This window comes from Priestia sp. YIM B13489, assembly GCF_042787645.1.
GTDB classification, from domain to species: domain Bacteria; phylum Bacillota; class Bacilli; order Bacillales; family Bacillaceae_H; genus Priestia; species Priestia megaterium.
Genome location: NZ_JBHZOQ010000053.1, coordinates 2,927,863 through 2,942,883, shown reverse-complemented (window position 1 = coordinate 2,942,883; position 15,021 = coordinate 2,927,863). Strand labels below are relative to the sequence as shown.

At 33.6% G+C, this 15,021-nt stretch carries 15 protein-coding genes; 10 read left to right on the top strand and 5 right to left on the bottom strand.

Annotation, left to right across the window (positions count from 1 at the left end; genetic code table 11):
- The first annotated feature begins 144 nt into the window (after nt 1-144).
- The 8 genes from ACFX4W_RS20900 (at nt 145) to ACFX4W_RS20865 (ending at nt 7,497) form a co-directional block, all read left to right on the top strand.
- Entirely contained in the window at nt 145-855 is a 711-nt protein-coding gene (locus ACFX4W_RS20900; RefSeq protein WP_043980704.1) for a FadR/GntR family transcriptional regulator, read from the top strand.
- A gap of 703 nt (nt 856-1,558) precedes the next feature.
- A complete protein-coding gene (locus ACFX4W_RS20895; RefSeq protein ID WP_237074739.1) occupies nt 1,559-2,890 on the top strand; it encodes an MFS transporter in 1,332 nt (443 codons plus the stop codon).
- 106 nt (nt 2,891-2,996) lie between these two features.
- Nucleotides 2,997-3,953 carry a 6-phosphofructokinase gene (gene pfkA / locus ACFX4W_RS20890; protein ID WP_162213975.1) on the top strand — a complete coding sequence of 319 codons (957 nt, stop codon included), beginning with the start codon at nt 2,997-2,999 and terminating at the stop codon, nt 3,951-3,953.
- 89 nt (nt 3,954-4,042) lie between these two features.
- The gene (locus ACFX4W_RS20885) at nt 4,043-4,177 is read left to right on the top strand and encodes a GapA-binding peptide SR1P (protein WP_107917869.1); all 135 of its coding nucleotides are present in this window, start codon (nt 4,043-4,045) and stop codon (nt 4,175-4,177) included.
- Nucleotides 4,178-4,252: 75 nt separating this feature from the next.
- Nucleotides 4,253-4,717, top strand: coding sequence for a ribose 5-phosphate isomerase B (gene rpiB, locus ACFX4W_RS20880; RefSeq protein WP_165575318.1), 465 nt, complete (start codon nt 4,253-4,255; stop codon nt 4,715-4,717).
- Nucleotides 4,718-5,001: 284 nt separating this feature from the next.
- Nucleotides 5,002-5,439 carry an NUDIX hydrolase gene (locus tag ACFX4W_RS20875; protein WP_162213977.1) on the top strand — a complete coding sequence of 146 codons (438 nt, stop codon included), beginning with the start codon at nt 5,002-5,004 and terminating at the stop codon, nt 5,437-5,439.
- Between the two features lie 104 nt (nt 5,440-5,543).
- Nucleotides 5,544-5,927: a YkvA family protein gene (locus ACFX4W_RS20870; protein WP_043980709.1), complete on the top strand. Its 384-nt coding sequence runs from the start codon at nt 5,544-5,546 to the stop codon at nt 5,925-5,927.
- Between the two features lie 100 nt (nt 5,928-6,027).
- Complete coding sequence (locus tag ACFX4W_RS20865; RefSeq protein WP_043980710.1) at nt 6,028-7,497, top strand: hypothetical protein; 1,470 nt, start codon at nt 6,028-6,030, stop codon at nt 7,495-7,497.
- Nucleotides 7,498-7,662: 165 nt separating this feature from the next.
- Here the strand turns inward: ACFX4W_RS20865 and ACFX4W_RS20860 are convergent, their stop codons facing one another.
- A complete protein-coding gene (locus ACFX4W_RS20860) occupies nt 7,663-8,175 on the bottom strand; it encodes a DUF2062 domain-containing protein (protein WP_043980711.1) in 513 nt (170 codons plus the stop codon).
- A 315-nt stretch (nt 8,176-8,490) separates the two neighbouring features.
- Here ACFX4W_RS20860 and ACFX4W_RS20855 point away from each other — a divergent pair, with 315 nt between their 5' ends.
- Entirely contained in the window at nt 8,491-9,402 is a 912-nt protein-coding gene (locus ACFX4W_RS20855) for a C40 family peptidase (RefSeq protein ID WP_043980712.1), read from the top strand.
- Between the two features lie 223 nt (nt 9,403-9,625).
- Here the strand turns inward: ACFX4W_RS20855 and ACFX4W_RS20850 are convergent, their stop codons facing one another.
- Both ACFX4W_RS20850 and ACFX4W_RS20845 read right to left on the bottom strand, forming a co-directional pair.
- Complete coding sequence (locus tag ACFX4W_RS20850) at nt 9,626-10,816, bottom strand: FtsW/RodA/SpoVE family cell cycle protein (protein ID WP_237074744.1); 1,191 nt, start codon at nt 10,814-10,816, stop codon at nt 9,626-9,628.
- Nucleotides 10,817-10,958: 142 nt separating this feature from the next.
- Complete coding sequence (locus ACFX4W_RS20845; RefSeq protein WP_237074745.1) at nt 10,959-12,128, bottom strand: FtsW/RodA/SpoVE family cell cycle protein; 1,170 nt, start codon at nt 12,126-12,128, stop codon at nt 10,959-10,961.
- A gap of 845 nt (nt 12,129-12,973) precedes the next feature.
- Here ACFX4W_RS20845 and ACFX4W_RS20840 point away from each other — a divergent pair.
- Entirely contained in the window at nt 12,974-13,570 is a 597-nt protein-coding gene (locus ACFX4W_RS20840) for a YdcF family protein (RefSeq protein ID WP_043980719.1), read from the top strand.
- A 112-nt stretch (nt 13,571-13,682) separates the two neighbouring features.
- On the opposite strand, the gene ACFX4W_RS20835 is transcribed toward ACFX4W_RS20840, so the two are convergent.
- Nucleotides 13,683-14,297 (bottom strand): DUF998 domain-containing protein, encoded by a 615-nt coding sequence (locus ACFX4W_RS20835; protein ID WP_280559391.1) that lies wholly within the window; start codon nt 14,295-14,297, stop codon nt 13,683-13,685.
- 262 nt (nt 14,298-14,559) lie between these two features.
- The gene (locus tag ACFX4W_RS20830) at nt 14,560-14,994 is read right to left on the bottom strand and encodes a diguanylate cyclase (RefSeq protein ID WP_162213980.1); all 435 of its coding nucleotides are present in this window, start codon (nt 14,992-14,994) and stop codon (nt 14,560-14,562) included.
- Between the last annotated feature and the right edge of the window lie 27 nt (nt 14,995-15,021).

Below are 15,021 nucleotides of genomic sequence, written 5' to 3'. Positions count from 1 at the left end.
TATTAGTGAAATGAGAAACTGACTACATAAATAAGGATTTTTTTGCTAGAAGGTGCTAGGCTTGTTGCCCCTAAAAATAGAACAGTATATAATAATTATGTCTACTTAATTATGAATAAAATGAGCTAATAATTATAGAGAGAAGTGATTTCCATTAGTTTTAATCCAGTTTCCAATAATAAATTATATATTCAAATTTATAATCAAATTCTTTCTGAAATTCAATCTGGAGCGTTCCAAGTAGGAGACAAACTCCCTGCTGAAAGGGAGCTGTGTGAACAATTTGGTGTAAGTCGAGTACCTGTTAGACAAGCCCTTAGCGCCCTAGAATTGAACGGTTTTATTTATTCTCGCCAAGGAGAAGGTGTATATGTTAAAGAGTTTCAAACAGAAGCTGAAAATTCTCAATCCACACTTTTAACGGAATCTACCTCCCCTGAAGACATTGTGGAAGCAAGAATGAACATAGAGCCTCTTATTGTACGTTTTGCAGCTTTGAGAGCTACAGAAGAAGACATTAAGGATCTGCGTGCAACAATTGATAAGATGGAGGAAGAAACGAACGCAGGCGTGTATGTACCAGAAACAGATGAAGCCCTACATAATGGTATAGCAAAGGCTTCTCATAATGATTTATTTATTAGTATTATGGCAGCTATTAGCAATGCGATGAAACAGCAGGAAATGTGGAAGTTTATAAGAGATCGAACCGTCACGAGACCTGACTACCGAGAAGTTAATTTTAATGAGCATAAATTACTTATTAATGCTATTGAACAGCATAATGAAGAAGAAGCTGTGAGAATTATGAGTTTTCACATGCAAAATTTATATGATCGTTATTGGAAAGCTTAATTCCAACTAATTTTTTATTAGAATAATACCAAATATAGAGGTAAAAGGCAGCTAAAGTGTAGCTGTCTTTTTGCTGTTGAAAAGACAGCATAAAATGAGTAAGATTCAGTGTTTTCTTTCCAAACTAACTGTGTATTTCTTTTCATTTTTAATAAGGTTCAGAAAATATTTAATATAATAATTATATTGACAATTGATAGGTATGTAAGTACACTGTTTATATAAGGTAACTTAGTATACAAGTAGCTAAATCTATAAAACGGAGGTAATGTAAATCTTAAAATTCATTATTCTTTACAGCTCGATATTTTTTGAAGAGATTAGCAGAAGGATTCAAAAATGTAAGCGTTTTTTATCGTTATCGTGCATTACAAATGTTTTGGATTATTAGGATAGAAAGTAGAAAGTAGATTTATAGTGTTTTCATATCGCTAGTAAGGTTTTGGTGTATGATATTTTCTAGTAGTTCTTACTTTTTTAAATGATAAATAATACAGGGGGATACTTCGCTTTTTCATTTTTTATATTCCCATATGAAAGGGATTACAGAAGTAGGGACTAGATTTACTCAGACTTAGAAATAGATCAATCATCTTTTATGTAAACTTTTAATTCTTTCTGTCAATTAGCCTAGAGCAAACACTCAGGTCAAAGACTGAAGAGTATGAAGAATAGAAGGATGGTAACCCAGGGAGGAATTATTTTGGATCCAATTAACTTAGAACGTTCAACTACTAAAAAAGTAACGTTAAGGCTCATTCCATTTCTATTTTTATGTTTTACCATATCGATACTTGATCGAGTAAATATTGGGTTTGCTGCATTACAAATGAATGAAGATTTAGGTTTTTCTAATGCTGTTTTTGGATTAGGGGCAGGAATTTTCTTTCTTGGCTATTTCCTTTTAGAAGTACCTGGCAGTGCTATGATGACAAAGGTCGGGGCTAGAAGATGGATTAGTAGAATCATGATTACATGGGCAGTAATTGCTATTTTAATGGCTTTTATCCAAACACCATGGCAGTTTTATACAGCAAGATTTCTTTTAGGAATTGCTGAAGCTAGCTTTTATCCTTGTATGGTCTTTTATCTAAGTGGTTTTTATCAAACAAAACATCATGCAAAAGCAATTGCTGGATTTATGATTGCGATCCCTGGTGCTAATGCAATAGGATCTCCTCTTTCTACTTATTTATTAGGTATTGACTGGTTAAACATGGATGGATGGCAATGGCTTTTCATTTTGGAAGCGATTCCAGCTTTAATCTTAGGTGTGATATGTTTCTTCTATCTTGACGATAAGCTTGAGGATGTAAAATGGCTGACTAACGAGGAGAAGAAATGGTTAATCGACGTTACAACAAAAGAGAAGTTAGAAAAGCAGGAAGCCAAACACTATACATTCGCTCAGGCCTTAAAAGACCGTGACGTATTAACCTTATCTTTAGGATACTTTTTCTGGATGGTTGGCTACTACGGCATCGTCATGTTTTTACCGACAATTTCAGAAGGTTTATCTAAAACGACTTCTCTTAGCACGCATGCTATGGGGTGGATTTTAGGATTAATGTATGTTTGTGCAATGGTAACCATGATGTTGGTTAGTAACCACTCTGATAAGAAAAATGAAAGACGCTTTCACGTAGTTGCTTGCTTAGTAACAAGTGGCGTGGCATTGATTATCAGTAGCTACGTTGCAAATATGAACATTGTTTTATCATTTATATTCTTAACGATCAGTCTTTGCGGAGCGTTCGGAGCATATTCTCCGTTTTGGGCAATTCCACCGTCTTTCTTAACGGAAGCTGCTGCTGCAGGTGCCATTGCCCTTATTAATAGTATTGGTAATCTAGGTGGTTTCTTCGGACCTTACATCGTGGGATATATTAAAGATATGACCGGATCTTTTAATGCTAGTATGACATTTCTAGGTGTCAGCATGTTCGTAGCGTCCTTTATCGTAGCTTTTTTATTAAAACAATCAGGAAGAGCTATTAAAAAAAATACAGTTGATCGATTAGAAAAAACTAGTTGATTCTTGTTTGAAAGAAATTTGTACTACTAGGAGGGGCGGACAATTAGTTTCTAGAGACTGTCGGCCAACTTTCTTACATGGATAAGAATAACAGGGGTGTATGGCAATGATGAAGCTAGGAGTTTTAACAAGTGGTGGAGACGCTCCAGGAATGAATGCTGCTATTAGAGCAGTAGTAAAAACAGCTAACTATCATAACATAGAGGTAATGGGAATTGAGGGTGGTTACCAAGGTTTAATAGAAGGTAAACTTCATAGATTAACCTCTACGGATGTAGACTACATTGCGGATAAAGGCGGGACATTTTTAAAAACCTCCCGCTGCGCAGAATTTATGAAAGAGTCGGGCAGAATGAAAGCCTTAAGTGTATTAAAGGATTATGGAATTAATCATTTAGTGGTAATCGGCGGTGAAGGCTCTTTTAAAGGAACACAAAAATTACATCAATTAGGTGTAAATGTCATTGGTATACCGGCAACGATTGATAATGATTTATCTTACACAGATTATTCAATTGGATTTGATACTACATTAAATACGATATTAGAATGCCTCGGTAAAATTAAGGATACAGATTTATCTCATGAAAAGACTACCATTGTAGAAGTTATGGGAAGATATTGCGGAGATTTAGCCCTGTACTCTGCTTTAGCAGGCGCAGGGGAAATTATCTCCACACCTGAGAGAAAATTAAGTTTTGAAGAGATATGTTCCAAACTGAACGAGAAAATGAAAAGCGGCAAAAAAGATAACCTAATCCTGATTACTGAAAAAATGTACGATATTCAAGACCTGCAAAAATATGTCGAGGATCGATTAGATATTAGCGTCAGGACAAGTATATTGGGTTTTATTCAAAGAGGAGGACAGCCGTCCGCATTTGATCGTATATTAGCAAGTAAAATGGGGGTCACAGCAGTAGAATTATTACTCAAAGGGTATTCTGGTAGAGCTGTAGGAATCAAAGAAAATGACTTAATTAATGTAGATATTGAAAAAGTTCATTCGAAGTTATCTAGTAACGATGATAAATACAGCTTACTGGATACCATTCTAGCTTAAGGATATCTTTTCTAACATACAATGATTGATCTCTAAAAAAATGTATTTGAATACAAACGAATTTTTCTAATAAAAAGGAGGAAATAGAAATGAATAAGCAGGTTAATGTAAAACAGGGAACTATCGTTTGTCAAGTATGTGGGAAAGTTATTGAGAATGTAGACAACTCTGAAGGGGTTAAAACATGGTACGGGAAGTGTTCTGAAGATTGTTCTAGGAAATAACGTATTGGTAAAAAGAGACTCCCAAAATCATTAGAATTTTAATTAAGACTATAGCTGAACAAGGAGAGTAATCTTATGAAAGTTATAATTGCTTCAGATCATGGTGGGATAAATATTCGTAAAGAGATTATAAATCTATTAGATGAAATGTCCATAATATATGAAGATCTAGGCTGTGAATGCAGCAGTTCAGTCGATTATCCGGACTATGCGATTCCAGTTGCCCAACGAGTAGCAAATGAAGAAGCGGATTTTGGAATTTTAATCTGCGGTACGGGAATTGGCATGAGTATTGCCGCTAACAAAGTAAAAGGAATTCGTTGCGCACTTGTTCATGACGTTTTTTCAGCTAAAATGACGCGTGAACACAACGATACGAACATTTTAGCCATGGGGGAACGAGTAATTGGGCCAGGTTTAGCCCGCGAAATTGTGAAGACTTGGTTAACAACCCCATTTATTGGAGGCCGTCATGAAAATCGTATCTGTAAAATTACAGAATACGAAAATGTATCACAACCTTCTCTTGAAAGAAAATAAAGATAAAAAGGCAAGAATCAATTTGATTCTTGCCTTTTCCTATTATTTCACTTACTGATATGATGATTATAGATCCTATCAGAATAGCAAAACTAACCATTCCAATTCCCATACCAGTTAACCTTCCGTAAAAGCAGCTTATTATGACAACAATGAGACTAATTATTTTTGCAATTAAAATAGATGTAATAAAATATGTCTGATTTATGCTTAGGAGTTAAAGAAGTTTGTTTGCTGATGAAAAAATCTGTACGGTTAGTATCTATATATAGGAGGAAGCGAATATGCAGGGTAAAACGTTGATAACAAAAGTTATGGCTTACATAACTAGGTTTAATGGTCATCATACAGAGTTATTAGTTTACAAACACAAAGATTATCCAGAAGCAGGAGTTCAAGTTCCAGCAGGTACTGTAGAACAGGGAGAAACAATTGAAGAAGCTTTATATAGGGAGGTCAAAGAAGAATCTGGATTAATGGAGTTTTTATCAGTAACAAAATTGAAAACATATATTTATCATCATGAAGGTAAAAGCCAGTATCATGAACGACATGTTTTTCATTTGGAAATTAAAGAAAAAACTGCAGAACGGTGGGAATATAAGGTTAATTCTAAAGGGGAAGATGCAGGATTAATCTTTTCATACTATTGGGCTCCTATTCAAGCTATTCCCAAACTAGCTGTAAATCAAGATGATTGCATTAATCAGTTATTTTTATAGTTCTAAATTTATTAATAAGAGAAATATGTAGGTATCAAAAAGAATAAAAGTAATTTTATATTACATCAAACCGTCCAGATATATAGCAAAGGAGACTAGGAAACATGCTTAATCAATTAAAGCTGTGGGCTAAAAAGTTAAAAAAGCAGCTATTTATCTTATATTTAGCTTATAAAGATGAACGAGTATCTTGGTATATCAAATTATTTACTGCTTGTGTTGTTGCATATGCCTTCAGTCCAATCGATTTAATTCCTGATTTTATACCGGTTTTAGGCTATATTGACGATATAATCATTGTTCCTTTAGGAATTATGCTTGCTTTGAAAATGCTACCTGCAAGTGTTATAGAGGACTGCACAATCAAAGCAGAAGAGCTCATTGGAAATGAACGACCTAAAAATTGGGTTGCGGGTTCAATTATTATCGTAGTATGGCTACTTATTTTTATGTGGAGCTGTTTTACTGTTTTTAAATTATTAAATTGAATGAACTCTTATTAAGAAAAAATATAGTAGGTTTACTATCGATCGTTATGATGCAAAATGGTAAACGATATATATAATTGAAAGGAGTACATTAGAACAAATGCAGCAAATTGATATCCAAGAAAAAAAGATAGACAGAGCTCTCTTTCAATTTGTTTTCCCTTTTTCCTTAAAGCAAGGAACTGAATCTAGTATCTCCCTTTTTTTAAATAAGAGCGGGTTTAAGCTATTTCAATTAAATCAACTAGAAGACGAATGTGCATATTACGGCGATTTTAAAGTCTCACATCGTGATATGGAGGCGTATTATTTGTCTTTCACTAATAAGATACTCTTTCCACACTCAGAAAAAGAAAAAGGCCTTCATAGATATTCAAAACCTTTAAATATAAGAGGTAAGTTAATTACAGATACAGAATGCATTCTTTTTCAAATACACTCTGTTGATTTAACGACATGTCCTTATGAACTTGGGTTTTTAACCATTCGAACTGAGTTGAACCCCTTTACGTCTGTGTCATTGTCTCATTCTTTAGAATTCGCAGATCGCTTTCGCGTATTAGAACCACGAACACGAAAGGATAGCAGTACAAAAATTGAATGCGATGGCAAGATATACAAGGGAGCAGGGGAATTTGTATTTAACAACCTCTTTGAGGGGCTTTCCCGCTTTTTTGAAGGTGATTCAAAGGAGAATTCTTATTTTGAAACCTTTTCTTTTTTTGAAGATGAAAGAATGTATGTCCAATCTTTAGTGGCATTAGAGAAAAATGAAAAAATCGATGTAGTTGATGTTTATCGAATGGGAAGTCTTTGCGGCTTAACTGTAGAGGGGAAGCCATATGTTCATGCTAATAACCTTCCTTACATTCAAGATTATTTACAAAAACATGCTTATCAGCGCTGGGCTCCTAGCACTTATTTTCTGATAGAAGAACATATTTTTACTTGTATAACGATTCAAGATGAACGTACAACTCCTGATTTAGCTAATCAGTTTTATGGAGAATTTTACTACGGGCTTGTATTAAATCTGTTTCACAAGATCGTTTTATTAAAATTAGCTAATACCTATACAGAGCTAAATATTGAAAAAGACGTAAAAGAAATGGAAAAATTAATTTATTCCATTAATTCCTTTACCGCCAATTATTTTTCGCTTGAAATAGTATCTCAGTCCCGGAGCCGTGATATTTTCTATCTTCTTAGGAAAAATTTCAATATTGAGTTGTTATATAAGGAAGCTAAACAATCTCTAGAGAGTTTATTTAGATACCAGGAAAACGTTAATGCGAAAAAAGACAGCCTGTTATTACTGATTTTGACTCTTTATTCCGTAGTAGGTCAAATGCTTGGAATGGGGCTTGTAGTAAATGATTTTATTGGAAGAATCAAATGGAGAAATATACTTGCGTACAATCCTGTAGAATATTTTGCATTAATCCTGGCAGCGAGCGGTGTTATAATTTCTCTGATACTAGGCATACAAAGTTTATATCAATGGATCATTGACCAAAGAAATCGAAAAAAATGGGTGAAACAAACTGTATTATCTTCAACAAAGGAATGAGAGCAGTCCTTTATTTCCTCCATATTTATCTTAAAACAGAAACAAAGATCGTAAGCCCATAATTGATACCTATGGTTATCAATTATGGGCTAATTTATCTCTATGCCTTTTAAAAAAATGTTCAGCTATATCGCTTTACAATTAAAGATAAATGTTGAAATTAAGCTAATTATCCGTTTTTTTAGTGTGTTTTTTTACTGTCCATTTCTTATAGATGTAGTGTAAGAGGAAGCCTCTGTACTGATTTATAATATAGTAACTAACAATATAAAGTATACTTCCAAACAAAAAGCTATTAAGAACCATTCCTATTAAAAAATTCTTTCCTACTTTCGCTCCTAGTTCTAGTCGATTATCTAAATCTTCATCTGCATTCTGAAGCAAAGTTTGATTAAGGTCGATTGGAAATATATATCCTCCCACTACTGTATTCAAGTAAAACATCAACGGAAAGGCCCACATAAAAAACATTCCACCAATAAGGCCTGCTATGCTATTTCCTTTACATAATTTAGCTAAACCTACGGATATTATAAGGCCCAATCCAAAGGTAGGAACAAAGTTCACAACAGAACCTAGACTAAAACCTAGCGCAACTTTATGTGAATGATCTTTTAATCTTAATAGTTTAATAAGTAAGTATTTAAACCGGCGCTTCAAAAACACTAATTTGCTCACATTATTCCTCCTATCTCTTCGCGCTGGCATCCTATCTTTCCTTTTGGTGTCCACCATTACAGAAAGGTTTTTTATTGTATTCAAGATTTAGCGTCACATAAGTAAAAAGAAAAATGAGGTTCAAGAACAACAGATTTAACCATTATAAGTATATTTATACTTTATATGACAAAATAAATAGTTACCTCCTAATAAATCAAGTGATTTTTGAAAATGTCACAAAAAATTCACAAATAGGTTGTTTCTTTTCTCTTTCTCCCTGCTAAAATTTTATAGTCAAGAACAAGAAAAATATAACATCGGGGGATATACTTAGTGAAAAAGATAATTTCTTCATTAGCTCTATGCTCGTCATTGATTGTGTTACCAACAATAAGCCAGGCAGCTTTAGGAGACAAGCTATTAAAAGAAGGTATGACAGATCCAGACGTAAAAGAATTACAGGATGTTTTAAGACAGAAGGGGATATTTTCAGCTACTTCGACTGGCTATTTTGGTTCAATTACAAAAGATTCAGTTTTAAGCTTTCAGCGTTCTCATAGTTTAACCGCTGATGGAATTGTAGGATCTAATACATATCAAGCGTTAATAGGTAATTCAACAAGTACGGTTACAAACGGTACACTTTTAAAATATGGAATGACTAGCAATGAAGTTGAAAAAGTACAGCAATTGTTAAAGGGAAAAGGTTACTTTAATGCCACACCAACAGGATATTTTGGTACAGTTACTCAAACTGCTGTTATGAATTTTCAACGGGATCATGGCTTAGCCGTGGATGGAATAGTAGGTCCGGCTACTTTAAATGCCTTAAATAACGCATCTAACGGCTCCACTGGTTCTTCAACTGTCAATAGTTCAACGCAAGCGACAGCTAGTGATATTGTTGCTTATTCCAAAAAATTCATAGGCGTACCATATGTGTGGGGAGGAACGTCTCCGAGTGGTTTCGATTGCAGCGGTTTCATTTATTATGTATTTAAAAATGGAGGTGGAGTAACTGTACCGCGAACAGTAGCTACCTTGTATCAGTCAGGAAAAAGTACATCTACTCCAAATGTAGGAGATATTGTGTTCTTTGATACTACTGGAGGTCCTTCACATGCTGGAATTTATATTGGAAACGGGCAGTTTATTCATGCTGGCAGTTCAACTGGTGTAACTATTGCATCGTTAAGCAATTCTTACTGGGCCCCTCGTTATTTAGGAAGTAAATCTATTCTCTAATAGATTACTAGTAAAAAAATATAGCAATTGAAACTAAGCAACTTTATTATTTGTGTAAATAAAGTGAAAAGTCCTGATATATAGTCAGGACTTTTTGTTATAGCAGCGAACAATGGTCTTAATATAAAGGGTGAGCTTCCTTGAAAGAATGAGATGTATGTCTCCTGTAGCAGCTTGTTAATAACAATAACGCTAGCTAACATACACCATTTAGCCATTCAGACTAAACACTCCTTATATAAGCTTGTTCCATTGAATGGCTTCTGAATGTTTGAGTGTACGTGTTAAACATCGAAACATTGGTAAGTATTCCTGCAGCAAGCATTAACAATGTAAGCGAAGAACCTCCAAAGCTTATAAAAGGAAGGGTGACACCAGTAATAGGAAGAAGGCCCGTGACAGCCCCAAGGTTTACAAATACTTGAACAGCAATCATAACGGAAATACCGATAGCTAACAGTGCTCCAAAAGGATCACGACACTTAATAGCTGTTTTTAATCCTTTAAAAATAATAAAAAACAGTAGCCCCAATACAAGAAGTACACCCCAAAATCCCAGCTCTTCTGCAATAATGGCCATAATAAAATCCGTATGTGATTCAGGCAAGTAGCCCGTTTTTTGAACGCCTTGTCCTAATCCCATACCTAATATTCCTCCGTTTCCTATAGCCACATAAGAATTAACAAGTTGATATCCATCGCCTTGTTGATTTTCAAAAGGATGCAAGAATCCGGTAAAACGAGCTAAACGCCCCGGAGAAAACAAAAGATCCATGTTTCCGGTTACTAATAAAACGGTTAACATAACAAGTGTTCCAATTAGGCCTAATAAACTAATTTTTAAAATAGATTTCTTTGAAATCCCTGAACATAACACAATAGCTGCAACTGTTCCTAAAATAAGCAAGGCTCCGCCATAGTCAGGCTGCAAGATAATTAAGAAACAAATAAAAAGCACAACCACCATAGGTGGAAGAATCGACCTTTTTAAATCATTGATATACTCTTGTTTGTTTGCAAAAACAGCGGCTAAATAGATAATAAGCGTTAATTTTGTTATTTCTAACGGCTGAATAGCAATAGGCCCTATTTTAAACCAACTTTGTGCATTACCTGCTGTATGTCCAAAAGCTAAAACTAAAATAAGGAGTGAAATAGTGACACCTAATAAAAATTTTAATACTGCTTTTTCTTGATAAATTTTATATGGTACGATAGCTGCTAATGTGAAAAGGGTAAAGCCTGCTATAAGAGCAAGCTTTTGTTTTTTATAAAAATAATCCCCAGATACACCATAACGGCTAATTGCTGTTACCATGCTGGCACTATAAACCATAATTAAACCGATCAGGCTTAGAACAATTAACGCAGCAATAAATTTGTAATCGTAACACTTTAGAATTTTTTTGAACATAAAAAACTCCTCCTAAAAAAACGACCTAATAACGGCTATATACAAGAGAGAAAATAAAAAAATACACATATATTTCAATACTTTTATACGAATCTTTAGGTCTAAATTTATCTCTTTAGCCATTTTTTTATTAGTCATTGTATTACCTCACATCCTGATCAAACATATAAGCTTTTGATCGAAAGCTTATATTTAATACTAGTCCCATCAAAAACATCGTACTCATTAACGCACTTCCCCCGTAGCTTATAAACGGCAGTGGTATTCCCGTTATCGGAAGAAGTCCTATACACATGCCCACATTTTCTAAAACATGAAAGAAAACAATTGAAATAACGCCGGTACAAATGTATGTAGAGAATTGATCTTTCGTATGAAATGCGACAGTAATAATTTGGTAAATCAGCACCATAAATAAGAAAAGAATAAGGCTAGTTCCTAAGAAGCCGTAACTTTCTCCAATTGCACTAAAAATAAAGTCTGAATGTTTTTCGGGCACATATACTGAAAATTTTGATGTATCTCTTCCTGAAATGGATCCGGCACCTATTGCTTTTAACACTTGCATATAGTTGTAAGACAAGCTGCCTGCATAAGATTCTGGATCAAACCACGCATAGATACGATCAAACTGATAGGATTGAACGTGCAAATATTTTTCCAATATTTTTGGGTGGTTCAAAACCATATATAAAATACCTGAAGCAATTCCTATAATTGAAGTAAAGGTAGGAAGAATGAGCTTAAAACTTACTCCTGAAACGAATATCATGACAAAGAATAAAAAGATCATCACAAGTGCCGTTCCTAAATCGGGCTGCTGCATAATAAGAAGAATAGGGACCGCTAACGTAGCTCCTAGCTTTCCAACGAGTAAAACGTCGCTTCTTATATCTCTTACGCGAAATTTTTCGTTATGATTTCGTATCACTTTACTAAATGCTAAGATTAAAGAGATTTTTGTGAACTCTGACGGCTGTATCGATCCAATACCAGGAAGGACGAACCAGCTTTTTGCACCATTTTTGACAGGAGCAATACTTTGGGGAGAAACGATGAGTAAAATAAGGATAAAAATATTTAGCCCATAAAAGAACCATGTGAATCGGTCCCATTGTTCCTCATCGGGCCTCATGGTGATGAAGATAATCCCAATACCTACTGCGTACCATTCAACTTGTTTAATTACGAAGTTTGTAGAATACTGTCCTGTTTTTTGCGCGTTATAAATAGTTATACAGCTAATAATAAAAAACAGCAGCATTGTAAAAGCAAGACCATAATTAAAGCTTTCTGACTTCTTGCGTTCCATCTTTAAAACACCTTTTCTTTATTAAATTTCCATTCCAATTACTGAATATAAGTTTCTCTAATATATGCTAGAAAAATATCAATAAAATAGATTTCTTCTCATGATCTATCACAAACCTCCAATCTGTTTTACCCGTGATGTTTTATATAAAAGGTCTACCATACGATAGCCTGTATAATCAAAACGTGTATTAGCCCTAATTTAGTGAAAAAGATATTTTCTTGACTTCAGCTTATTTTTTTTATTAAATACTATAAATTTGCCTATAGGAAACTTTTTGGGCATAAGAAACCCTTTGGAAATAAAATTTTGACTTAGAACAGACTGAAATGCCTATAGGTATTAACAATTCATATATTTAAATGCTAATTCATTTTTCCTTAGGGAAACAGTTTAACATTGAGGAAAAATATTTGTCTAATAAAAACCTTAAAATTTAACTAAAAACCGAATTACTTTCGTTAAATCAGTATAGAAAACTAATGATGTAACTAACTCTCTTTACACTAAAAAACTGACCATTATGGTCAGTTTTTTAAGGTTAATAAATAAGTTATTTTGCTCACTTCTCATATCGTTTGTAATTTTATCATTGAAAAATGAAAAATAAGTAAAAAAACCAATATTAATACAAATAAGTGAAAAAATATTTAAGTTTGTATAAAATTCATGGTATTCACAAAAATATTGAGAAAGAATGTTCGTTGAAATTTTTAATGTTAACTTTTATATAAAAGCTGTGATTGCTTACAGAATGCAAAGTTTTTTTGAAAGCACCTTTTTATTTTTATGAATATTGAGCTTTATGATACGATATGAAGTGAACTTTTTAAATGAGGGTCTATATGCAAAAAATTAAAGGTAAAAGAATAAAAATCAGTATATTTATGCTGGGATTAGGGATTGTTTTTTTTCTGTTTGCCGGGAAAGAGCTTGTGGTAAACGAAAAGCCGGTAAAATCTGACGTGATTATTGTGTTAAGTGGTGATAATGATCGACTGGAGAAAGGAATTGAATTATATAAAAAAGGCTATGCGGCTCATTTAATCCTTTCGAATGGTCAAGAGAATAATTTTTATCATCAAGCCAAGGAATCAGGGATACCTGAGAATTCAATTATATTAGAAAATCACGCTACAAGTACTACGGAAAACGCTAAATTCACAAAAAGGCTAATGATGAACTATCATTTTCAATCCGCTATCGTTGTTTCTTCCAACTATCATATGAAAAGGGTAGAAAAAAACTTTAATAAAGAATTTAAGGATACCCAAATACAATTAACCTATTGTTCTAGTGGAAGTCGCTATTATAATCCACAGAGATGGTGGGAAACTGCTTTAAATAGAAAAGTTACCTACACAGAATACGTCAAGCTTATTGGCAATTATTTTGGTTTTAGCGGAAAGAAATCTAAAGAATTATTAAGAGAATTTATCTAACAAAATCGTATAAAAAGTCCATAGGGGATGTCTCTATGGACTTTTTGCTATTTAAAATTACGAGTAGTTGAACGTAATCTTGTAAGCTCATATGAAACGGAATGATAATGGATTACTTGTTTAACATAAAGGAAAGCACGGTGCCCCATATAAAGATTACTAAATAGAATAATCTTTGCAGCAGACCGGTAGGCATAGGAACAAAAAATACAAACATAATGAGTATGAGGATGACTAGTAAGGAGACTAAACAGCCATAAGTCCAATACTTGCCGCTGGTTAAAGATGACGCATACATCCAAAGACCAGCTAAAACAGTGATCATGCCAAGTTGAGCGAATATTGAATGCCAAAATAAATTTATATCAGCCGGTATAAAGCCTGAAACAATGTTACCCAAAGCTAATATAAGAATAAAAGCTGTTGCTAGTTGGGTTATTTTTGTTTTCTTTAGGTTTTGTGAAATGTACAGAACACCAATTGAAAGTGTTAATCCGTTTATAATAAACAATACGTTCATCCAGAAATGGTGAGGAGAGCAAATTTCATGAGGTGCAATTGAATAGGTATAGGTTCCACAAGAAGTTACGCCAAGATCACTCATTGCGTGATGTAAAAAACTGTAGGGAGGAGTTGAAGTCAAAATAAAAAAAGGTTCAACTAAAAAATACAAGCAAGTAGCAAACCAGCTTAAAATGCCAAGCTTTTTCGATATATACAGAATCATCACCTCTTAAAAAGTGTTATATACGAATTGTATATCCAAATAATGTTAAACAGAATGGTCTTGAAGCCTATTTTTAAGTAAGGCTTGAGGTTGATGCGAGGAAGGAGGACAAAGTGTTTAAACTTGAAGGTGCTTAGGAAAAGACCTCTTTACTAATGTTTTGTAGCGGTAAAGAGGTCCAAAAGCTGCTTAATTAGAAATGAATAACGGCTGATTATGCACCCCCATACGTAAAGTTAATGTATTCCAAACGCGGTGACATTCAAGACATTTTCTCTAGAATTTTATAATCTGATGTTTTTTGAATATCTACATCATATTCATGTGCAAATATTTCTAACTTCTTAAAAACATTCGGTGGATTAAATAATGCTATTCGCATATTCCACCCGTTTTCTACTTTTACTACTGCCAATTTTGTTTTCCAACTTAACCGTTTAAATACAATTCTTTTAATGTCCATTGGTTTAACGGTTTTTGCATATACTTTAAACCATAATATATATGTTCTATAGGTTAAAGTATCTTTGTCTATTTGAAATTCATATCTGAGGCACAGGGAAAGAAACGAACAAAGGATAGCAAAAAGAAGTAAAAAATCAAATGCTTTATATTGAACCGCTTGAATGCATAATAAAGCATTTAAAGGTAATAGAGTGAAAATAATAGTTTTTTGAGCAGTAGCTTTAAATAACATAGAATCTCCTTTCTTTAGTAAATAAGC

Bases quoted from the DNA above. Each gene is read 5' to 3' on its own strand.
- pfkA (WP_162213975.1), top strand. From the start codon at position 2,997: ATGATGAAGCTAGGAGTTTTAACAAGTGGTGGAGACGCTCCAGGAATG.
- ACFX4W_RS20835 (WP_280559391.1), bottom strand. From the start codon at position 14,297: ATGATTCTGTATATATCGAAAAAGCTTGGCATTTTAAGCTGGTTTGCT.
- ACFX4W_RS20870 (WP_043980709.1), top strand. From the start codon at position 5,544: ATGCTTAATCAATTAAAGCTGTGGGCTAAAAAGTTAAAAAAGCAGCTA.
- ACFX4W_RS20830 (WP_162213980.1), bottom strand. From the start codon at position 14,994: ATGTTATTTAAAGCTACTGCTCAAAAAACTATTATTTTCACTCTATTA.
- ACFX4W_RS20875 (WP_162213977.1), top strand. From the start codon at position 5,002: ATGCAGGGTAAAACGTTGATAACAAAAGTTATGGCTTACATAACTAGG.
- rpiB (WP_165575318.1), top strand. From the start codon at position 4,253: ATGAAAGTTATAATTGCTTCAGATCATGGTGGGATAAATATTCGTAAA.
- ACFX4W_RS20845 (WP_237074745.1), bottom strand. From the start codon at position 12,128: ATGGAACGCAAGAAGTCAGAAAGCTTTAATTATGGTCTTGCTTTTACA.
- ACFX4W_RS20865 (WP_043980710.1), top strand. From the start codon at position 6,028: ATGCAGCAAATTGATATCCAAGAAAAAAAGATAGACAGAGCTCTCTTT.
- ACFX4W_RS20840 (WP_043980719.1), top strand. From the start codon at position 12,974: ATGCAAAAAATTAAAGGTAAAAGAATAAAAATCAGTATATTTATGCTG.
- ACFX4W_RS20885 (WP_107917869.1), top strand. From the start codon at position 4,043: ATGAATAAGCAGGTTAATGTAAAACAGGGAACTATCGTTTGTCAAGTA.
- ACFX4W_RS20850 (WP_237074744.1), bottom strand. From the start codon at position 10,816: ATGTTCAAAAAAATTCTAAAGTGTTACGATTACAAATTTATTGCTGCG.